General features: G+C 44.9%; 19 protein-coding genes. 4 read left to right on the forward strand and 15 right to left on the reverse strand.

Annotated elements, in window-relative coordinates:
* Positions 1-24: 24 nt before the first annotated feature.
* Together FRZ54_RS18605 and FRZ54_RS18610 are read right to left on the reverse strand one after the other, a co-directional pair.
* The gene (locus FRZ54_RS18605; protein ID WP_147033331.1) at positions 25-1,401 is read right to left on the reverse strand and encodes a TolC family protein; all 1,377 of its coding nucleotides are present in this window, start codon (positions 1,399-1,401) and stop codon (positions 25-27) included.
* A gap of 79 nt (positions 1,402-1,480) precedes the next feature.
* Positions 1,481-2,098 (reverse strand): TetR/AcrR family transcriptional regulator, encoded by a 618-nt coding sequence (locus tag FRZ54_RS18610; protein WP_147033332.1) that lies wholly within the window; start codon positions 2,096-2,098, stop codon positions 1,481-1,483.
* A 149-nt stretch (positions 2,099-2,247) separates the two neighbouring features.
* Here FRZ54_RS18610 and purB point away from each other — a divergent pair, with 149 nt between their 5' ends.
* Positions 2,248-3,591, forward strand: coding sequence for an adenylosuccinate lyase (gene purB / locus FRZ54_RS18615; RefSeq protein WP_147033333.1), 1,344 nt, complete (start codon positions 2,248-2,250; stop codon positions 3,589-3,591).
* Between the two features lie 208 nt (positions 3,592-3,799).
* Positions 3,800-4,348: a NifU family protein gene (locus FRZ54_RS18620; RefSeq protein WP_147033334.1), complete on the forward strand. Its 549-nt coding sequence runs from the start codon at positions 3,800-3,802 to the stop codon at positions 4,346-4,348.
* An 81-nt stretch (positions 4,349-4,429) separates the two neighbouring features.
* Here the strand turns inward: FRZ54_RS18620 and FRZ54_RS18625 are convergent, their stop codons facing one another.
* From FRZ54_RS18625 to ppk1, 7 genes are all read right to left on the reverse strand, one after another.
* Positions 4,430-5,218, reverse strand: coding sequence for an inositol monophosphatase family protein (locus tag FRZ54_RS18625; RefSeq protein ID WP_147033335.1), 789 nt, complete (start codon positions 5,216-5,218; stop codon positions 4,430-4,432).
* Complete coding sequence (locus FRZ54_RS18630) at positions 5,208-5,669, reverse strand: GtrA family protein (protein WP_147033336.1); 462 nt, start codon at positions 5,667-5,669, stop codon at positions 5,208-5,210. The genes FRZ54_RS18625 and FRZ54_RS18630 overlap by 11 nt, the downstream gene beginning before the upstream one ends.
* Positions 5,659-6,828, reverse strand: coding sequence for a prolipoprotein diacylglyceryl transferase (locus tag FRZ54_RS18635; protein ID WP_147033337.1), 1,170 nt, complete (start codon positions 6,826-6,828; stop codon positions 5,659-5,661). Before FRZ54_RS18635 ends, FRZ54_RS18630 begins: the two co-directional genes overlap by 11 nt.
* A gap of 28 nt (positions 6,829-6,856) precedes the next feature.
* Complete coding sequence (mtaB, locus tag FRZ54_RS18640; RefSeq protein ID WP_147033338.1) at positions 6,857-8,176, reverse strand: tRNA (N(6)-L-threonylcarbamoyladenosine(37)-C(2))-methylthiotransferase MtaB; 1,320 nt, start codon at positions 8,174-8,176, stop codon at positions 6,857-6,859.
* Between the two features lie 94 nt (positions 8,177-8,270).
* A complete protein-coding gene (locus FRZ54_RS18645; RefSeq protein WP_147033339.1) occupies positions 8,271-8,834 on the reverse strand; it encodes a UbiX family flavin prenyltransferase in 564 nt (187 codons plus the stop codon).
* A gap of 157 nt (positions 8,835-8,991) precedes the next feature.
* The gene (locus FRZ54_RS18650) at positions 8,992-9,879 is read right to left on the reverse strand and encodes a Ppx/GppA phosphatase family protein (RefSeq protein WP_147033340.1); all 888 of its coding nucleotides are present in this window, start codon (positions 9,877-9,879) and stop codon (positions 8,992-8,994) included.
* Between the two features lie 6 nt (positions 9,880-9,885).
* Complete coding sequence (gene ppk1, locus FRZ54_RS18655) at positions 9,886-11,931, reverse strand: polyphosphate kinase 1 (RefSeq protein ID WP_147033341.1); 2,046 nt, start codon at positions 11,929-11,931, stop codon at positions 9,886-9,888.
* Positions 11,932-12,084: 153 nt separating this feature from the next.
* Here ppk1 and FRZ54_RS18660 point away from each other — a divergent pair, with 153 nt between their 5' ends.
* Entirely contained in the window at positions 12,085-12,576 is a 492-nt protein-coding gene (locus FRZ54_RS18660; RefSeq protein WP_147033342.1) for a YajQ family cyclic di-GMP-binding protein, read from the forward strand.
* Between the two features lie 524 nt (positions 12,577-13,100).
* Positions 13,101-13,454 (forward strand): response regulator, encoded by a 354-nt coding sequence (locus FRZ54_RS18665; RefSeq protein WP_147033343.1) that lies wholly within the window; start codon positions 13,101-13,103, stop codon positions 13,452-13,454.
* Between the two features lie 44 nt (positions 13,455-13,498).
* On the opposite strand, the gene FRZ54_RS18670 is transcribed toward FRZ54_RS18665, so the two are convergent.
* The 6 genes from FRZ54_RS18670 to FRZ54_RS18695 all read right to left on the reverse strand — a co-directional run bounded on the left by FRZ54_RS18670 (position 13,499) and on the right by FRZ54_RS18695 (position 20,303).
* Positions 13,499-13,948, reverse strand: coding sequence for a YybH family protein (locus FRZ54_RS18670; protein ID WP_187359668.1), 450 nt, complete (start codon positions 13,946-13,948; stop codon positions 13,499-13,501).
* A 93-nt stretch (positions 13,949-14,041) separates the two neighbouring features.
* Positions 14,042-15,058, reverse strand: coding sequence for an alpha/beta hydrolase family protein (locus FRZ54_RS18675; protein ID WP_147033345.1), 1,017 nt, complete (start codon positions 15,056-15,058; stop codon positions 14,042-14,044).
* Positions 15,059-15,110: 52 nt separating this feature from the next.
* A complete protein-coding gene (locus tag FRZ54_RS18680) occupies positions 15,111-15,698 on the reverse strand; it encodes a Crp/Fnr family transcriptional regulator (RefSeq protein WP_228462537.1) in 588 nt (195 codons plus the stop codon).
* A 50-nt stretch (positions 15,699-15,748) separates the two neighbouring features.
* Positions 15,749-18,046: a PAS domain S-box protein gene (locus FRZ54_RS18685; RefSeq protein ID WP_147033346.1), complete on the reverse strand. Its 2,298-nt coding sequence runs from the start codon at positions 18,044-18,046 to the stop codon at positions 15,749-15,751.
* A 21-nt stretch (positions 18,047-18,067) separates the two neighbouring features.
* A complete protein-coding gene (locus tag FRZ54_RS18690) occupies positions 18,068-18,508 on the reverse strand; it encodes a response regulator (protein ID WP_147033347.1) in 441 nt (146 codons plus the stop codon).
* Between the two features lie 7 nt (positions 18,509-18,515).
* The gene (locus FRZ54_RS18695) at positions 18,516-20,303 is read right to left on the reverse strand and encodes a sensor histidine kinase (protein ID WP_147033348.1); all 1,788 of its coding nucleotides are present in this window, start codon (positions 20,301-20,303) and stop codon (positions 18,516-18,518) included.
* Between the last annotated feature and the right edge of the window lie 118 nt (positions 20,304-20,421).

Below are 20,421 nucleotides of genomic sequence, written 5' to 3' on the forward strand. Positions count from 1 at the left end.
TGGTTGTTGTGTCTGTGATCGTGTTTATTGTATTTTTCCGTATGCCTTGTCCAAATCAACTTTGCTTACCAGGGCATTGTATAAAGCTTGTATATATTGGTTATCAGCATTCTCAAAGTCGGTTTGAGCCTGTGTAACTTCTATGCTCGATCCGACGCCCTGCTGGTATTTGATCTTCGATACCCGCAGCACTTCAGCAGCAAGTTCGCGGCTTCGTTTCTGGCTATTCAGCGATCGCAAATTATTGCTGTAAGTTATATTTGCGGAACTTGCTTCTAAACTCATCGCGTTTTTAACATTATTCAGATCATTTTGAGCTTTTTGCACATTTATCTGAGATTGACGTAATTGGTTCACTCGTTCACCGCTGCTGAAAATGGGAATGTTAAGGCTGAGACCTACATAGTTATAGGGATAATTCCTGCCATATAAATATTTAGTTTGATTTTCCTGGAAAGTAGTCGCCAGGCCTGCATTAGCGCTTAAAGTAGGCAAATACGCGGCTTTTTTACTTTTGACATCCAACTGATTCAGTTTTAGGTTAGTTTCAAGCAAATTATATTCAATGCGATTATGATAAAAAGCCGTATCGATATTATTTTGCGCGCTTTGCTCATCGAGGTTGATGTTTTCCAATTTGTCGGTCAAACTTAGCTCCTCTTGTATTGGCATTCCCATCTGGAACTTAAGCACCTGGTAATTTAAAGTCAACGCACGAACAACATTTTCGCGATTGGTTGTCAAATTATTGTATTGAACTTCCAATCGATTGACATCAATTTTTTCAACAAATCCCTGTTTGTTTTGCTGCGTGGTTTGATCGAGCTGTTGTTTTAACTGCGCTATATTGGCATCCAGTAATTTTATTTGCTCGTTGCTAACTAATACCTGGTAGTAAGCCTTTGTAACACTTACGTTTGTTTGAATTTTTGAACGGGTTAGGCTACGTACCGAAAGCTCCTTATAGGTTTTGGCAGCCTGCAAACCCACCAAAAAAGTACCACTGAACAGTAGCTGTGTTCCTTGCAACGCAAAAGTATTATTATATTGAACGGGGCCGATCGGAAAGGCTACCAGGCGGGCGTTTGGATCAAGTGGCTGTCCACTTGAAATCTTTGAGAAGTCCGGTCCAACCTGAACAGGTGCCCTGGTATAATCCTGGAAAGTAACCGAGCCATTGATTTGAGGCAGACCGGTGGCCTTGGTCTCTTTTATCTTATACTCTGCACTTTTCACATCTAAGCCCGCATTTACAACTGAATCCTGGTGCTCGTAAGCGTAATTGATACAATCCTGCAGCGAAAAACTGTGGACCGCTCCTGCCGCCGGCGGCGCCTGCTGGGCGCTGGCTCCCGACGCAATACCTATTAGTAGTAGTGATATTAAAAGCAAATGTTTCATATATATAGTGAGTTGTTGTTTTAGTATGGTTTCACAAATATTTAAAAGCCTTGTGACAGCCCTATGTCAATAGTGTTAATTAATTCATTTCCTGGTGAACCGTCTTATATTCATCCAGCAACTTATAGCCTTTCAGCGTGCAGATGCCAAAATTGAAATGCTCCAGCAACTGCTGTTGCACCTTCCATATATTAAATTCATTTGCCGGGAATATGGCCGTATTAAATCCCATTTCCACTTCCATTACCCGCATGCGCGCCAATACCTTTACGTCAATATCGGGCCGGATATAACCCTGCGCTATTCCTTTTGTCAAAAGTTCTTCCAGCGTGCGCACTATTACCTCCGATTTAAAATTCTGAAACTCCTTCCAGGCATCCGGATGGTACTTCTGCAGATCATGTATCACTATCGGGTTCGCCCTTGAAAATATTTCCTCCGAACACTTCATCATATTGATCATTTCCTCTATCACGTTCGACGATTTGCCAATTATTTCGGCCATATCATCCTCGTCATCCTTCAGGCGCTTTTTGATAAGGGCTATCACCAGTTCATTTTTATCCTTAAAAAACTGGTAGATGGTTTTTTTCGACATACCCAAATGTTTGGCGATGTCGTCCATCGTTACACTCTTGATACCCGCTTGTAAAAAAAGCTCAAGGCTGCCTTCTATTATTCTCTCTATTTGACTCATTGACTTTTCGGGTCAAAACTATGGAAACATTTTTTGATTTCAAAGTTTCCAAAACAAATGACTTTTTAAAGACATTTCATCTTCAAAGAACTGCTGTGTTACCTAATACGGTACCGAATTAGTACCTTTGCCGAAATTCAATTCCACAGATGACGCTTACGCCACTTTCAGCTATTTCCCCTATCGACGGTCGGTATCGTAATACAACCGCAAAGCTGGCTGACTATTTTTCTGAATACGCGCTGATCAAATACAGGGTATTTGTCGAGATCGAATATTTTATCGCGCTTTGCGAACATCCCTTGCCCCAGCTTCGTGATTTTGACAAAAATGTATCAGGAAAGTTACGCGCCATTTATCAAAATTTTTCGGAAAACGATGCGCAGAGTATAAAGGACATCGAAAAGATCACCAATCATGATGTTAAGGCGGTTGAATATTTTATCAAAAAAGAATTTGACAAACTCGGCCTGGATAAGTACAAAGAATTCATTCATTTCGGTCTTACTTCGCAGGATATTAATAATACATCCATACCCTACACCTTCAAATTGGCAATGGATGAAAGCTACCTGCCTGCTATAAGTGAACTGGCAGATCAGCTTAAAAAATACGCTGCCGAATGGGAAAAACTGCCTATGTTAGCCCATACACACGGTCAGCCCGCATCGCCGACCCGTTTGGGTAAAGAGATACAGGTATTTGTTGAGCGGCTGGAGAACCAACTGAACTTATTAAAGCAAATACCATATTCAGCCAAATTTGGCGGCGCAACCGGAAACTTTAACGCGCACCATATCGCATACCCGCAAATCGACTGGAAAAAGTTCGGGAATCATTTTGTGAATGATGTGCTTGGGCTTAGCCGTTCGCAGTATACCACGCAGATAGAGCATTACGATAACTTCGCGGCGCAATGCGACGCGCTGAAACGTATCAATACTATCCTCATCGATCTTGACCGTGATATCTGGGCCTATATCTCTATGAATTACTTCAAACAGAAGATAAAGGAGGGCGAGGTTGGCTCTTCGGCCATGCCGCATAAAGTAAACCCTATAGATTTTGAAAATTCGGAAGGTAACCTGGGCATAGCTAATGCCTTGTTTGAACATCTGGCCGCTAAACTGCCCGTATCCCGCCTGCAACGCGACCTGACGGACTCGACCGTGCTTCGTAACATTGGCGTGCCGGTGGCGCATACGCTGATCGCGATTAGATCGACCATAAAGGGATTAAATAAATTATTACTAAACGAACCTGTAATAACCGCACACCTGGAAGCCAATTGGGCGGTTGTGGCCGAAGCTATACAGACCATCCTCCGCCGCGAAGGCTATCCAAACCCTTACGAAGCATTAAAAGATCTGACACGCACCAATGCGGCAATAAATGCCGATACGATCGCAGCGTTTGTGGAGACCCTCGCGGTAAGCGAAGCTGTTAAAGATGAGATAAGGAAAATTAGCCCGTCTACCTACACAGGTATTTAAACGAAAAACTGAAGGGCCAAAGCTTCTTTGGCTCAATAAATACGATAATTTTTATCTCAAATTATTAAACCGAACGCCCGGTGCTTTTTGCTTTCGGCTTTCCGCCTTCAGTAAAAAACGGTGTCATTAGTCAGTAAAAACTATACCATTATAGTATATTAATCAAAAACGTGGCTAAATTTGCTGTTGGATTTTAGAATAGAGCAAGATGAATATCAACGTATATACCGAATCGACACCCAACCCGGCAACCATGAAGTTCATTGTGAACAAGTTGCTGATCAATGGAAGTGTGGATTACCCTACCAAAGCAAGTGCTGAAAACTCTCCTTTCGCAAAGGAACTGTATAAATTTTCATTTGTTAATGGCGTTTTCTTCGCCAGCAACTTTGTTACAGTGACAAAAACCGAAGGCAGCGACTGGAACGATATCGAGCCGATACTGAAAGAGTTTGTAAAAGGCGCTGTTGAGTCTGAACTGAAAGCACAGATAGAAGAAAAAGCCGAGGTTGCTTTTGAAGGTACCGATGCGGAGATCAAAATACAACAAATACTGGAAGATTATGTGCGCCCCGCAGTTGAACAGGATGGCGGCGCTATCACTTATAAATCATTTAATGAAGGCGTTGTAACGGTCGAGCTTCGCGGTTCGTGCAGCGGTTGCCCGTCATCAACCGTAACCCTGAAAGCCGGTATCGAAAACCTGCTGAAAAGAATGGTTCCCGAAGTTACCGAAGTGGTATCGGAGGCATTATAAATTTTTTGACTACACCGATTTGTTTGTGATTTCACAGACCAATCGGTGTAATCATTCCAAAATCGGTGCAATCCCTTTTCTCTAAAAATATTTCTGAATAATCCCGAGCGTCTCTTGCGTTATCTTTCCGTTGGTAGCTAACAATTCGCGGGTGTTCAGCACTTCACTCCCACCTTTAAAATTCACCACTTCGCCCCCAGCCTGCCGCACAATAACAACGCCCGCGGCAATGTCCCAGGCATTCAGATTGTATTCATAAAAAGCTTCAAAACGGCCACAGGCGGTGTACGCCAGGTCGACTGCCGCCGAACCGAGCCTGCGTAAGCCATGACAACTCCGCATTAATTCAGTAAATAGTTCGATATAAGCTACCTGCTTTCCAAAGTCGTAGTAAGGAAATCCTGTTGCGATCAGACTGCCGCCGACAGTGGGAACGCCGCTTACTTTAATAGGATGACCATTGAGGTAAGCCGGAGAGCCCTTGCAGGCATAAAAGCACTCGTCGAGGTTTATCTCGTAAACCACACCAACTACCAATTCGTCATATTCCCGGAGCGCAATGCTAACGGAGTAAGTGGGCAGGCCATGAATGAAATTGGTGGTTCCATCCAGCGGATCGATGATCCAGTTATACCGCTCGCCGGTTTTGGTTGTGGTTTTTTCTTCGGTAATAAAGCCACTTTCAGGTAATAGCTTTTCAAGCCCTGCAACGATGATCTTTTCGGCCCCCTTATCCACGTAAGATACAAGGTCGTTCAATCCCTTATATTCGATCTTATCCGGACTGAAACTTTTTCTTTCCTGCCTGATAAAATCTCCTGCCTGTTTGGCAATGTCAACTACCTGTTTGGTTAGATTCTCAAGATGCATGGTGCCTTAATGATAAACTGAACGAAAATGCCTTATGTATAAAATAGCTGGCAAAAAACAAGCTGAGTGCAGCCAGCGGCCTTGCTAAAGGCGGGTACATGCCAACTATTTCAACCAGGAATTTAACCACGCCCCAATTGGCAAAAAAACCGACCACCGCTACCAAAACAAAACGGAAAAACTGCTTGGTTGGTTTTGAGGTCGACTCGTTAAATACCATATAACGGGTTATGAGGAAGTTGACAACAACGCCTAAAAAAAATGATATGGCAAGTGAAACCGTAAAATTGCGAAACGTAAAAGAGAATATCTTATACGTGGGCTGTGTGAGCAAATTATGGAACAACAAGTAGAAGGCGGAAATATCAACCAAAAAACCTATACCTGCTGAAAAAACAAACCGAAATACCTGGTTACGGGCCAGTTTTTTAGCAAGTTTACTATTTACCATGGGCAACTGGCTTCAGTTTATAAGTTCGCGACGATGTATAGATAAGCACAGCGCCGCCAATAACCAGGAGTATGGAGATCAGTTCGGCTTGCGTAAATGGTATACCGGCAACATGGTATTTGGTATTTACCCGGATAAGTTCGATAAAAAAGCGTTCGACACCGGCCAGTATCATATATATACCGAACATAACACCCGGCGCTTTTATCTTGTCCCTTATCTGCCATAAAAACAGGAATAAGATCAGGCACATGACCGTTTCGTAAAAAGGCGTCGGAAATACCGGAATAGCCAGTTCGTGGCAAAATTTACCGCCGCACATGGGTATTTGTATGCCTTCGTCGTTAACGTTGTGCGGGTATTTAAAGGCCCACATCCAATCAGGCGCCCAGCTGAGCCAGTGCGGCTTTGCAGCTATATTGTTAATACCCCAATCGCCATCGCCCGCCATCTGGCAGCCTATACGGCCCACGGCGTATGCCAGCATCATACCCGGTGCGCCAATGTCAAGCATTGTCCTGGGCTTGATACCGTGCTTATTAGCTATGTACAATACCGCCGCACCACCGCATATCAGGCCCCCATAAAAAGTAAGCCCTTTCAGGCCTATCAGCATGCCGACAGGATCGTTAACAAAATCGTTCCAGTTTTCGAGCGCATTAAATATTTTGGCCCCTGCAAAGCCGGCTATAGCCGCCCAGAGCAGGATATTACCCATTAGCTCGTATGGGTGAACGGTTACCACCTTCTCTTCAGGTTTTGGCAGTTGCTGCTTTTTCTTTTCGGCGTAAGCCCAATAAGCAAATAGCCCTGCGCCTATTATACCTCCAACCCAGCTTCCGCGCAGCGAAAGAATGAATCCTTCGGTATCAGCCAGTAACAGGTGATAATTCATCACCATATCTACCAGCTTAAATCCCAATATAAAACCGAACAACCCATTCAGCACCAGCTCTTCCGTCGACGCGGGTTTGCCAACCACGATGTTTTTTTGAAAAGGGTGAATATATCCCAGCAGCTCTTTGCGCTTAAATTCCTGGGCAAATGCCCAATACGCGGCAAGGAATGCAAAAGCTACAAAAAAACCGAACGTTTGTATTGGGAGGGGTATATTCCAGCCGGTTAAATATTGTATGAGAGAACTTAAGGTAGGAAACATTTAGTGGTATTTTGAGACGAATATAAAGTTAATGTACCAATATTTCTTCGCCTTCGGTTATTTCAACATCACCATCAGGTGATATATGTGTTAAATTTACTTTCTTCAATTCATTCACCAAAACAGGGTCATATTTCGCTTTAACTTTCACATAATTTCGTGTAAAGCCATGCATATAGCCGTCCTTGATGTCTGCTTCGAACAAAACTTCGTCGGTTTTATTCAATTGCGTTTCATAAAAAGCGCGGCGCTTTTTGTCAGATAAAATATGCAGCATCTTACTCCTGTCGGCACGGGTTGAGCCCGGAACAGGATTTGGCATTTCAGCCGCCGGGGTATTTTCCCTTTCCGAATAGGTGAACACATGCAGGTACGACACATCAAGCCCGTTCAGAAAGTTATAGGTATCTATAAAATCCTCACGCGTTTCTCCGGGGAAACCGACGATGACATCCACCCCGATACAACAATCAGGCATTACCCTTTTTATTTTGGCAACCCGTTCGGCATACAGTTCGCGCTTGTAGCGGCGGCGCATCAACCCCAGTATCTTGTTATTGCCCGATTGTAATGGAATATGGAAATGCGGCACAAAGCGCTTTGATCGTGAAACAAACTCAATTATTTCATCCGACAGCAGGTTCGGCTCGATTGAGGAAATACGTATCCTGTCGATACCCTCAACTTCATCCAAAGCTTTTACCAGGTCGAAGAACTTATCTTCACGATTTCCATCCTGTATGCCAAAATCGCCCAGGTTAACACCGGTTAGTACGATCTCTTTTACGCCCGACTGAACGATCTGCCTCGCCTGTTCCAGCACATGTTCAATGGTATCGCTGCGACTGGCGCCGCGGGCCAATGGGATGGTACAAAACGAGCAGGAATAATCGCAGCCATCCTGCACTTTCAAAAAGGTACGGGTACGGTCGCCAAACGAGTAGGATGAAACAAATTGATTTGCTTCGCTCACAGGCTGGTTATAAACCAACGCCTTGGGATTTTTGGTCAGGTCCTGTATATAGTCGACGATCTGGAATTTCTCTGCAGCGCCCAAAACCATATCCACACCCGGTATTTCTGCTATTTCTGTTGGCTTTAGCTGTGCGTAACAGCCGACGATAGTAACATACGCGGCGGGAGATATTTTCAACGCTTCCTTAACTACCTTTTTGCACTTTTTATCGGCATTTTCGGTTACTGAACAAGTATTGATCACAAATACATCGGGCGTGTCGGTAAAATCGACTGTATCAAAACCGGCCTTATTAAAAAGACGGCCAATGGTCGACGTCTCCGAATAATTGAGCTTACACCCCAGCGTATAGAAAGCGACTTTCTTATTCATTTTGCCGCAAAGATAGGAATTATTGTTTTATTGCCCGATGGTTCGATCACAAGGAGAATGCGGGACGCAAATCAACAGGCCGGCAGATCACTTACTATTCTTCGTTCCACCTGTAACTGTCGTTCTCCAGGCCCATCAGGTCTATCACCCTGTTCACAACGGTCATGGCCACATCTTCAATAGTTTTGGGCTTGCTGTAGTACGACGGTACTGCCGGGCAAATAATGCCCCCCGCCTCGGTAACCGTCTGCATATTGCGGATATGGATTAGGTTGAACGGCATATCCCGGGCAACAAGTATCAGTTTCCGGCGTTCCTTCAAAATTACATCAGCGGCCCGGGTTACCAGGTCATCGGAGACGCCGCTGGCTATTCTTCCTAAAGTGCCCATGGAACAGGGAATGATCACCATGGTATCGAACCGGGCAGAACCCGATGCGAATGGCGCCATGAAATCGGTTTTTGTGTAAAATTTAAAGGGTATTTTTTGATAGTCGTCGTTGTCCAATTCGAATTGCCAAACCTGCTTCGCATTGTCCGACATTACTACGGCCACCTGGTCTATCAGTGAACTTAATTGTTGTAGTTTCTCCAGTAACAACTTTGCATAAATGGCACCGCTGGCACCGGTAATGGCAACTACTATCCTTCTTTTCATCGTGGTGAGCAAAGGTAGGTATTAAAGTTAAGGGCACAAAAAAGGGCCGAATACAAGTACTCGACCCTACATCTACCTATGAAAAACATGCCCTATGAGAGGGCACTACAAATGTAACAACTGTTTTTTAATTTTTAAACAAATTTTTAATATTTTTTTAATCCCGGTGGAGCAAGTTTTTTTCGATCAGGGTCTGGATGATCCCGTCCACTAAACCCACACTCGGAACAAAGATATTTTTGATGTTCGCCCATTTCATTACCGACAGGTATATCTCGCTTGCCGGTATGATCACATCGGCCCGGTTCTGGTTGATTCCCAGTACGTTAATGCGGTCCTTCAGCGAAAAAGAGTTCAGATAACTGTATAGCGACTTCAGTTTCAGGAAGGTTAACGGCGCGCCATTCTTCTCTTCTGATAGCCTGTAAAGCTTGTTAATATTCCCCCCTGTTCCGATGCCGCTGACGGTTTTGAACATCCGGGTGTGCTCGCGCACAAATTCGCGCATTTCCTGCCAGGTCTCTTCCTTGTCCTGGTTGTCAAGTATCCGTATGGTACCTATATTAAACGAGCGCGACGCCAGCAATTTTCCGTCCGAAAATAGTGACAGTTCAGTACTGCCGCCGCCCACATCGATGTAGAGATAGTTCTTGCTTTTATCAATATTGTCCTCGGAGTGGTTGGAGTAAATGATCTTTGCCTCTTTTTGCCCGTTGATGATCTCCAGGTCAATCTCAGCATCCGTTTTGATCGTGTGTACTATCTCCTGCCCGTTCCTTGCCTCCCGCATGGCCGAGGTGGCATACGCGGTATAGTCGGTCACTTTGTATACATCCATCAGGTTGCGAAAAGCGCGCATGGTTTTTACCAGGTCGGTGGCTTTCCTGTCGGATATATGCTGTTCCAGGAACGCATCATCGCCCAAACGGAGTGGCACCCGTATCAGCGTATTTTTTTTGAACGAAACAGACTCGTTGTTCTCGATAATATCTGCTATAAGCAACCTTATAGCGTTCGAGCCTATATCAATAGCGGCGTATCTCAATTTTTGTTAGTTTTTATGTTTCAGGTAATTGTAAATGTCTATCTGCGCCCTGCAAGGCATATCACTTTTGGTTTTGTGATACTTGTTGTTATTCTGGCTGTTGATCTCGCGGGCCTTGGTATTATCATCCAACTGTATATCAATGATATCCCGTATCTCTTTTTTTATCTCTTCATCGTATATCGGGAAGCCAACTTCCACCCGGTTATCAATATTCCGGGTCATAAAATCAGCCGACGTAAGGTACATTAGTTCCTTACCCCCGTTACAATAAATATGAACCCGCGCATGCTCGAGGTATTTATCGACGATGCTGATGACTTCAATATTTTCGCTCCAGCCCTTAACACCCGGCACCAGGCAGCACATACCCCGCACTATCATTTTTATTTTCACGCCGGCATTACTTGCCTGGTATAATTTGTTTATGACCTGTTCATCGGCCAGGCTGTTCATCTTAAATATCATGTAAGCCTCTTTACCGGCTTTAGCGTTTTTTATTTCGTTATCGATCAGCTTGTATATAGCCGGCCTCGAGTCTATCGGCGAAACGATCAAATGCTTCAGGCCTTTTGCCAGGCTGTTTTGCTTAAGCGACTTAAATATTTCAACCAGGTCACCCGTAAGTTTCGTATTTGCAGTAAACAGCGTATGATCGGCATATATCCTGGCCGTCTTCTCATTAAAGTTTCCGGTCGAAAAACAGGCATAATACGCCTGTTTGCCTTTTTCAATACGGGTAACCAAACATATTTTTGAGTGTACCTTATAATTAGGCACACCATATAATACCGATACGCCCTCTTCCTCAAGCCGGCTGCTGTAGGTAATATTGTTCTGCTCGTCAAAACGTGCGCGCAGTTCAACCAGGCAGGCAACCTTTTTGCCGTTCTTGGCCGCATTTATCAGCGCGTGTATGACGTGCGAATGGTCCGCGAGGCGGTATAAGGTTATATTGATCTCCTTTACTTTCGGATCGATGGCCGCTTCGCGCAGGAAGTGTATCACATAGTCGTAGGATTGGTATGGTGTACTTACCAGGTAGTCCTTTTTAGCGATCAGTTCCATCAGGCTCTTCCCGAATGACAAATCGTTTACCGGCAATGGCGGATACGAAACGTATTCCAGTTCGGGACGACCGACATTCGGAAATGCGATAAAGTTTTTAAAATTGAGATAGCGGTTGCCCGGGATAAGGTTCTCGGCATGCAAGCCAATATTTTTTACCAGGTAATTAACCATTTCCAAAGGCATTTCGCTGTCATACAGCAGGCGCATCGGTTTGCCTTTTTTTCGTTTTTGCAGGCTTTTGGATAAGGCGTCGATGAATTTTTCGCTCACCTCCTTGTCCAGGTCCAATTCGGCGTCCCGGGTAAGCTGTATGGAATACGCCTCGATGTTATCATGATCAAAAATGAAGAAGATATCTTCGAGCGAGTACCGGATAATATCGTCCAGCAGGATTATAAATTTAAGGTTGTTGGTCTCGGGCAACACAAGAAATCTTGATAAGCTATCACGTATCTCGATAAGCGCATACCTCGACTTTTGTTTTTTTGTTAGCTTGACAAAGAAATAAACGCCCCTGTCGCGCAATTCAGGAAATGGTTGGCCCTCGTCAAGCATAATGGGCACCAGTGTTGCCAATAGTCGCTCGCGGAAATAGCTTTTCACAAAAGCACCCCTTGTTACGTTCAATTGCTTGTCGTTCAGGATAAATATTTTTTCCTCCGCAAGCTGCTTGATGATAATATTCTCATACAGGTTGTAAAACTTCCGCTCCTGCTTTACAACAATGTTCTTGATCTGGCTGAGTACCTTCTTGGGATTGTAACCCAATATTTCTTTGGCTTTTTCATTCAGGTTGGATAGGCGGCTCAATGTTGCAACCCGCACACGGTAGAACTCATCGAGGTTGGATGAAAAGATGGCCAGGAACCGTATACGGTCAATCAAAGGGACGGTCGGATCGGATGCCTCCTGCAAAACCCTGTCATTAAAATATAACCAGCTTATTTCCCTGTTGATTAAAGGTATCTTTTTAACATCCATATATTAGGGCCCAAAGCCATTAACTACAAAACTGCCTATTTATTTGTTAAGATAATATTAAGTAAACTTTAAATAGTAACTATTGTGCGCAATAAATTCATCTGACGGCCACAACGATTAATTTGTATGTTTACATCATAAAACCTCTGAAATATGCCAACATTTGATATTGTAAGCAAAATTGACGGCCAAACGCTCGACAACGCCATCAACACTGCCAAAAAGGAAATATTGAACCGCTACGATTTCTACGACTCCAAAAGCACCATCGAACTCGATAAAAAAACCAACCAGCTAACTATCGTCACCGAAAATGATATGCGCCTGAAAGCCATTAAGGATTCTGTTATCAGCCGGATGGTGAAGCAAGGCCTCGATCCCTCATCGCTCGACGACGGCAAGGAGCAATACGCATCGGGCAACATGATACGTAAGGAAATTAAGATAAGGGAAGGTATCGACAAGCCTACCGCGTCAAAAATCGTCAAAAAAATAAAGGATAGCGGACTGAAGGTACAGGCCTCCATTATGGACGACCAGGTGCGTGTGCAGGGAAAAAAGATAGACGACCTGCAGGCGGTTATAGCCCTATGCCGCAAAGAGGATTTTGGTCAGCCATTGCAGTATATTAATATGAGAAACTAAATACACAAAGCGCTCACGCCACAGTCATTTGCCCAGCATTAGGAAGACATAATACACTTATTATCAATTCAAAACAACCCTCTTTTCGCACCGCGACAAGGAGGGCGGCCGGGCAAAGCGATGACCGGGTGAGTATACTAAACAACACTATCCTATTCCAAAACCCGCTTTATGCGCAGCATAGAGAGGGTGGTCAAGCGAATCTATGACCGGGTGAGTCCACTGAACGATACTACCTCCTATTCCAAACCCTCCTTATGCGCAGCACAGAGAGGGTGGTCAAGCGAAGCGATGACCGGGTGAGTCAAATAGTCGCGCGCCTGTTCACAAAACAACCCTCTTTATCGCTTGCGATAGAGAGGGTGGTCAAGCGAAGCGATGACCGGGTGAGTCCACTGAACGTACAATCATAAAAGGACCGGAGCGGGCAAATACGACCCGTACTTAAAATAAAATATCTCACTTTCAACCACTCCCCTCTCAATTATTCCTTATCTTAGTACCACCACTTAAAATCCGGAAAAGTGAAAAGACTGTTTATTATTGAAGACGATGCTGATGTACGCGACATGCTGGTTTTCCTGTTCGAGAACAACGGGCACGAAGTGATCAAAGGCGACAAGGCTGTATCCGCTGAGGACCTGGATAAAATAAAGCCGCACGTAGTTATCATTGACTACAAATTGAATGGCACTGCCGGGGCCGAAGTTTGTGCAAGACTGAAAGCCGACGAACTAACCAAAACTATCCCGGTTATCCTGTATTCATCTACCGAAGACATACCGGTAAAGGGTACTATGGCCGATGCTATTGCCGGCAAATCCCTTGGACTGGAAGACCTCGCCTATTTGGTTCACCGCCTCGCATTTCAGAATTAACTATCAATCCGCCCCCGCTCTTGATTCTCGATTCGCCCATGTTATCAGCTTGAATGGTCGTGTAATATTTTCCAGCCCTGTTTGGTCGACACCATTACCAGCGAATAGCGCCCCGAACGCTCGGGCAAATTATTGCCCTTCAGCGTGAACTTCCCCGTCAGCAGCGCATATTTTTTACCAAGCATGGTAACTTTAAACTCACTGTAGTACAATTGCTGCTTTGGTTTTGCCCCTTCGAAATACTTTGTCGCGTACAATTTCTTTATGGTGCTCAAACCGGCAGGACCGGTCGGCATCATCATAGTGGATGAATCAGTATACATCTTCATAAAACTGCCTAAGTCGCCCCGGTTCCAGTCATTTGCCGATTTGGTCATGGCCGCAATTATGGCAGCCTGTTTCGAGTCGGGGTCCTTCGTGGTTTGAGCGTTTGCACGTACGGCGCACATACAAATCCACGCAAACACGATTAAGGCTTTATGGGATATTTTCATAAGGAATGGAATTTTGGAACCAATATCAAAAAATAAAACCTGGCAATCAAGCATGCCCGGTTTTAGGTGATTTTGGCTGATATGTGAAGCTGATCATTTTAATTCGTTCATAAAAAACTCTGATGCCAGGTCCCCAACCTGCTGATGTATGGCATGGCGGTCGACCGACGGATCATCCATAAAATACAAAGGCGCCTGCTTTTTAACCGGTTCGGCAGCTTCGCCCAGGAAAACATAGTGCCCGGCCTTACCTTTTACCAGCAGGTATTTGGATGCTGGCATCAGCTTATGATAATGCTCCGCGTTAGTTTTATAAGGGGCTATGCTGTCACTTTCCGCGCCCACGACATAAAGCGGGTTATTTACATCCCTGAACTGCGAAGGTTTTACAAATCCCTGCCCTATAGCCGGGCATATCGCGAAGAATGCCTTGATACGTTTGTCCTTTAACGATTTAGGGCTCTTTTTAAATGACTCATCTACCTCACCCGTCTTAAAAATGTCTTTCAGACCGGGAAATTCGGGGATATTGATCTCCTGCTGGCCGCCGGGTGTGTTGGTATAAGCCTTTATCGCATCAAAATCAAGCCTGCCGCCTGCCAGCGCAATAACCGTATAGCCGCCGATAGAAAACCCTGCTGCGCCTATTTTGTCCTGGTCGATGTGAGGGCCGAACGCCCGATCATTCAGTAATCCGCTTAATACAAAGCTGATATCGCGCGCCCTTTCCCAGGGGGTTACAAAATCGATCGCGATCTTATTATCATAGGTATTGCCCCAGTGGTCCACCGCTGCCACCATAAAACCATGATGGACCAGGTTATCAGCCAGCCATTCAAGCGTAAGCCTTCCTCCGCCCGTTCCATGCGAGATCAGTATCAGCGGATGTTTCCCATTGCCGATAGCGCCATCTTTAACCGTCGCTTCGTTCAAAAAGGGTTTAAAATCCATACCGGGTTTAACAGCATCGGCAGTAGGGTACCATATTTCGGTTACTAATGGTCTTTTTCGTGTCGTGTCATTAAAGCGGATCGTCCTCTCACCAATGTTTTGAGCCAAAGCAAAAACCGGCAGCAGGAAGCTGATTATTATAAAAATTGATCGTTTCATACAGCAAAGCACGGCATAAGAAATCGCCCTGGTATTGACAAATGTCAATAAATCAAATTTTCGATTTCAACCTGCTCAGGGTTTCCTGCGAAATTCCCAAATAATCGGCAATGATCTTTGAGGGCAGCCGCTGAATCAGTCCCGGCTCACTTTCCATCAGTTGGGTATAGCGCTCCTTCGCGTCCATAGTGATCAGGCTTTCGATGCGTTTGATGGAAGCGATATAATCCCGTTCCAAATTTACACGGTATATTTTTTCCCATGCCGGCAATACATCGGGCAGCACCCTGAAATCCTGGTAACTTAAAAAGAGTATTTCCGATGCCTCAACAGCCTGGATGTAGGCCAGCGACGGTTCCTGCAAAATAAAACTCGGGAACGCGGTACCAAACCGCCCTTCGGGTATAAGGAAACGGGTCGATTCCCTACCCTCTGTATCCATCAAATAAACGCGCAGGCACCCCTTGTTTACAAAATAAATGTAACGGGAAACGCCACCGGCCTCCAGCAATATTTCACCCCTTTTAGTATGCTTACACTTAAAACGGCTGCAAAAAACATCAAATTCGTCATCGTTCAGTTCGGTATTTTTTGCCAGGTAGCTTTTCAGTTGCTCGTACATGCCTTTTATCTGTAACAAGCCTTTAAGGTAATTATTCTTTAAGCGAATAAAGAATCATCGGTGTCAAATCAGGCATCAGGAAATGTGACTTTGAAGGTTGTTCCCCTACCTGGTTCACTCTCCACATCTATCGAACCGCCTATACTTTCCACCTGCATTTTTACCATGAACAGGCCCATGCCTTTTCCTTCCACACTGGTATCAAAGCGCTTGTACAAACCGAAAAGATCTTTCATGTTGCGGGGGTCTATCCCTTTACCGTTATCTTTAAAGAATATCTCCATACCGTCCTCATTTTTTCGGGTAAAGATGGTTATTACAGGGTCGGCGTCGGGCCGCCTGTATTTTATAGCATTCAGTATCAGGTTATAAAATATACTGTGCATATAGCTTTTTACCTTTACTATTTTATTTACCGCAGCAAAGTCGCATTTGATCATGGCATGCTGCCTGGTAATAAAATTATGCAGGCTCATTTTTATATCGTCGACGAGGGCGCTAAAATAGATATCCTCCCGTCGTTCCCTTACGTCGTGCCGTACCTGTAAAATATGGTTCAGGTCCATGATCATACCGTCGAGCACATCTATAGATGTGGCCAGTGAAGTTTTGATCTCCTGGTTCTCGATAATATTAAAGTCGAAACTGTTCAGCATATTTGACAACCCCTTAATATTGGCCACAGGCGCCCGCAGGTTGTGCGAAACGATATAGGTAAATTGTTCAAGGTCCTTATTGCGTTGCACCAGGTCGGCAGTAATACGGTCACGCTCCAGGTCCGATATTTTCCGCCCGGTAATATCTTTAAAAGCCAGCATAAAGCCAATATGTTCGTTCTGTGCATCGCCGATGCCTACCCACCTCACCTCGTACCATTTTACTCCGCCATCCCTAAGATCGTAGCTGGTTTCATAGTTCACCATTTCGTTACTCGTTACCTTCTGTATAACCTCTTTCAGGTTGGGTATCTTGTTTTTGGGGAAATAGCTGAAGGCATTTCTTCCTGTCTTCAATTTCTTGTTGAATTGCTCAAGGCATAACTCATTAGCTTTCGTGTTGAACGAAACTATTTTGTGCCCGGCATCGCACAATACATAAGCGATGTCCGTATTCTCGAAAATGGTCTGCAAATTCGCTTTTGACTGCAGCACCAATTCCTCGGCCTGCTTCCTGTCGGTAATGTCGATATGTAGTATAACAGCACCTTTTTTTGTTTTATCGGTCAGCGGGGCGACAAGCAACTGGAACCACACTTTTTTGTGATCCGAATAATAGGAATACTCCATTGAAAATTCGTCCCTCTCGCCTTCAATTATCTCTTTTATCCCCCTGGCTATTTGCTTTTCCGACACCGGATCGACGCCCGTAGCTTTTTCGGAGATAGCCAAATAACTAAACCCGATGCCATGCCGTGGCACACCCAGGTTATTTGCAAGGGTAAACCTTATCCACGCGTCGTTTACCGCTACTATTTTTCCCGCTTCGTTCAGCAACACCACATTTGGCGGCATCGCATTTAAAATATCCGATTGCCTGTCGCTGGCGGCCTTCAGTTCCGCTATATTTTCCTGTATCTCGATCTGCGCAAGCATACGGCGGGTTACGTCCTGGTTAAAACCAATAATATACGCCGGTTCGCCCCTTTCATTAAGCTCAAACTCGAATTGGGAATGAAGAAAACGTATGGTGCCATCTTTATTTATTATCCTGAAATCTACTTCCGCCGGCTGAGCGTTGCTTGTCGTATCCTTAAGCATTTTTTCAATTTCCCCCGAATCTTCCGGATGAATATTTTTTAAAAAATTTGCCAGCGTAGGCTCAACTTCGCCGTTTTCATAACCAAGCAAACGGTAGGTCCCTGCCGACCAGGTGGTGATGCTGGTGTCAAGGTCGACCCGCCATGTACCAAATTCAGCTAACGATTCTGCCTTGGTAAACAGGTTCTCGCTGGCAAATATCTTGTCCAGGTACATTTGCCGGTCGTGGTCCGACTGATATTTACCTATCGCATTCAGAATTGCATTGGGCAGGCGCTGCAGACGGTCCTTCAGCACGTAATCTGAGGCCCCTTCTTTCATTACATTTACTGCAAATTCTTCGGATACGGTTGCTGTTATCAGAATAAACGGTATGTTCTTCTCTTGCTGTTTCAAGAGTTTCAGCGCCTCAAGGGAATTGAACGCCGGGAGAGAATGATCGGAAAGTATAACATCCGGGTCAAATTTCTCGAGTGCCTCAAGATATTCCGCTTTTGTATCTACTACACGCTTCTCAAATGCAATACCCGACCTCCGTAGCGTCCTGTCAACTAATTCTGCGTCGCTTTCAATATCTTCTATATGCAATATTCTTAAACTCCGGGTCATAATATAAATTTATTGCCAGCATTAATCAGGAGACTGATTGGTTATAAGCCAGTAAAAACCAAGTTCAGACACCGCCTTGGCAAAGCCCTCAAAATCCACCGGTTTCACTACATAACTATTTACACCAAGATCATAGCTGGTAATTATATCCTGTTCTTCCTTCGACGACGTCATGATCACTACCGGGATGGTGCGGGTATTTTCGTCGGCTTTTATTTGCCTCAGCACCTCTATGCCGTCAACTTTGGGCATCTTAATATCCAGCAGTATCACTTTGGGCTTATCATGCATACTGCGTTCTGAAAAGGTTCCTCTCGAAAAAACAAAATCCAGCGCCTCCGCGCCATCTTTTACATGTATCAGCCTGTTGGCCAGGTTTGCTTTCCGCAATGCGCGGATGGTCATTTCCGCATCGTGTGGGTTGTCTTCAACCAATAAAATTTCAACTCGGTTGTCATTCATATAATCGTTATTTAGGTAAACTGAAATAAAATGTAGCTCCTTTATTTTCCTCCGCTTCGGCCCATACCTCTCCGCCATGCTTGTCGATCACCCTCTTCACCAGGGCAAGACCAACACCGGTGCCTTCAAATTCTTCCTGCGAATGCAATCGCTGAAAGACACCGAATAATTTGCCGGCGTAAGCCATATCGAAACCGACGCCATTATCCTTTATAAAGTAAACGACCCTGTTCCTCTCCTCCTGCGCGCCGATCTCGATTACCGGATTATCCTGCCTGGATGAATATTTTATAGCGTTGCCTATCAGGTTCATTAAAACTTGCTTTATAAGGGCCCGGTCGGCATTTGATGAAGGTAATGACCCTATCCCGATGCGATATTTTTCCCTGATTCCGTTCTCCAATAATTCTTCGATAACCGACTGGGCAAGCGGCTTCATATCAACGTTGCTGAAAGCAAGTTCTTTCTTACCCAGCCTCGAAAACGCAAGCAGTTCATCTATCAATTGCCCCATTGTTTTGGCGTTTTTGATAATGTTATCAACTATCCTAACCCCTTCAGCGTCCAGTTTATCTTCATAATCTTCCTTAAGCATGATCGAGTAGCCATTCACAGCACGCAGTGGCGTACGAAGGTCGTGCGACACCGAATACGAAAATGCCTCGAGCTCTTTATTTACATTCTGCAACTGTGCGGTACGCTCCGTCACCTTGCTTTCCAGGTCCTGGTGCATTTTGTACACCTTTGCTGTCATCACATTGAAAGCATTCGCTAATTCACCAAGCTCATCTTTTCGGTAAATATCCACCGACGATGAATAATCGCCCTGTGCTATCGACGCAGCGGCCTTTGTAAGTTCATTAAGCGGACGTGTAATATTACGGCTCATTATCCATGCTGCTATAATGCCGATAAGCGTCAGCAATAGCCCCGAAACAATGATCAGGTTGGTAAACCCTTTTACCCCCTCCAGGATGGCCGCTTGAGGAAATTCGACCACAGCTACCCAATGGGTGTTGGGCACCGTTTTTGCGCTGGCTATCATGTCAACTCCCTGTGGGTTCTTGTAGGCTATAATATCATTCATGTGCCCTGGTTTAAACGCCGGGTTCGGCAGTGGTTTAAGCAGGTTCGTCCACATGGAAGCATCCGAATTTTCAATATACAATACAGCGCCTGTCCCCAGCAAATGGGTGAACTGCGATACCGCCTGCGGCGTAACCCTGAGCGCCTGCCAGCCGATGATATAGCCTTTTATATGATCCTTTTCGGCAATTGTCGCTACAACCGGGTAGTACATCGCTCCGCTGATATTATAAATTTTGCCTACAACAGCCAGGTTGGGCGGCACATTCATAAATGATAATACTGCACGTATATCCGTCTTTACATCTATTTTGGACTTTTCAGAGCGCAATACCGGTTTTCCGCCGGAGTCGAGTAATTCCACCGATACCCATGTTGTATCGCGGTGAAGCTTATCGAGTTCGGCAAGCGTTTCTTTGCGAAAGTCCTTACCGCCTGACTCAAGGCATTTATTAACCGACGATTGTTTGGCTGCGTTCTCCATCGAGGCTACCACTAGCTGGGCCGACTGCCCGAACATGGTGCTTATCTGGCTGCTAAGCGTTTCAATCCGTACTTTTCCTTCGGCCAGTGTCGCCTTCCGTAAGCTGTAATAGTTTGCCACGCCATAAAGCGTTATGGCCGAAAGCAGGAAGAAACATATCAACAACGGCACGCGTTGTTGTATTGACAATCTGCCTGAAAAAAACCGGTTTTTCTGCATATTCATAGTTTGATCTTATTGCCTTTAACGCCTGAAAACACGAACGATCCTTTGTTTTTATCAGCTTTGGTCAATAAGTAAAAGCGTGATTTAATACAGGGTTAACAAACTGCGATCAAGGTTT

The sequence above is a fragment of the Mucilaginibacter ginsenosidivorans genome (assembly GCF_007971025.1).
GTDB lineage: Bacteria > Bacteroidota > Bacteroidia > Sphingobacteriales > Sphingobacteriaceae > Mucilaginibacter > Mucilaginibacter ginsenosidivorans.

Bases quoted from the DNA above. Each gene is read 5' to 3' on its own strand.
- FRZ54_RS18605 (WP_147033331.1), bottom strand. From the start codon at position 1,401: ATGAAACATTTGCTTTTAATATCACTACTACTAATAGGTATTGCGTCG.
- FRZ54_RS18610 (WP_147033332.1), bottom strand. From the start codon at position 2,098: ATGAGTCAAATAGAGAGAATAATAGAAGGCAGCCTTGAGCTTTTTTTA.
- purB (WP_147033333.1), top strand. From the start codon at position 2,248: ATGACGCTTACGCCACTTTCAGCTATTTCCCCTATCGACGGTCGGTAT.
- FRZ54_RS18620 (WP_147033334.1), top strand. From the start codon at position 3,800: ATGAATATCAACGTATATACCGAATCGACACCCAACCCGGCAACCATG.
- FRZ54_RS18625 (WP_147033335.1), bottom strand. From the start codon at position 5,218: ATGCATCTTGAGAATCTAACCAAACAGGTAGTTGACATTGCCAAACAG.
- FRZ54_RS18630 (WP_147033336.1), bottom strand. From the start codon at position 5,669: ATGGTAAATAGTAAACTTGCTAAAAAACTGGCCCGTAACCAGGTATTT.
- FRZ54_RS18635 (WP_147033337.1), bottom strand. From the start codon at position 6,828: ATGTTTCCTACCTTAAGTTCTCTCATACAATATTTAACCGGCTGGAAT.
- mtaB (WP_147033338.1), bottom strand. From the start codon at position 8,176: ATGAATAAGAAAGTCGCTTTCTATACGCTGGGGTGTAAGCTCAATTAT.
- FRZ54_RS18645 (WP_147033339.1), bottom strand. From the start codon at position 8,834: ATGAAAAGAAGGATAGTAGTTGCCATTACCGGTGCCAGCGGTGCCATT.
- ppk1 (WP_147033341.1), bottom strand. From the start codon at position 11,931: ATGGATGTTAAAAAGATACCTTTAATCAACAGGGAAATAAGCTGGTTA.
- FRZ54_RS18660 (WP_147033342.1), top strand. From the start codon at position 12,085: ATGCCAACATTTGATATTGTAAGCAAAATTGACGGCCAAACGCTCGAC.
- FRZ54_RS18670 (WP_187359668.1), bottom strand. From the start codon at position 13,948: ATGAAAATATCCCATAAAGCCTTAATCGTGTTTGCGTGGATTTGTATG.
- FRZ54_RS18675 (WP_147033345.1), bottom strand. From the start codon at position 15,058: ATGAAACGATCAATTTTTATAATAATCAGCTTCCTGCTGCCGGTTTTT.
- FRZ54_RS18685 (WP_147033346.1), bottom strand. From the start codon at position 18,046: ATGACCCGGAGTTTAAGAATATTGCATATAGAAGATATTGAAAGCGAC.
- FRZ54_RS18690 (WP_147033347.1), bottom strand. From the start codon at position 18,508: ATGAATGACAACCGAGTTGAAATTTTATTGGTTGAAGACAACCCACAC.
- FRZ54_RS18695 (WP_147033348.1), bottom strand. From the start codon at position 20,303: ATGAATATGCAGAAAAACCGGTTTTTTTCAGGCAGATTGTCAATACAA.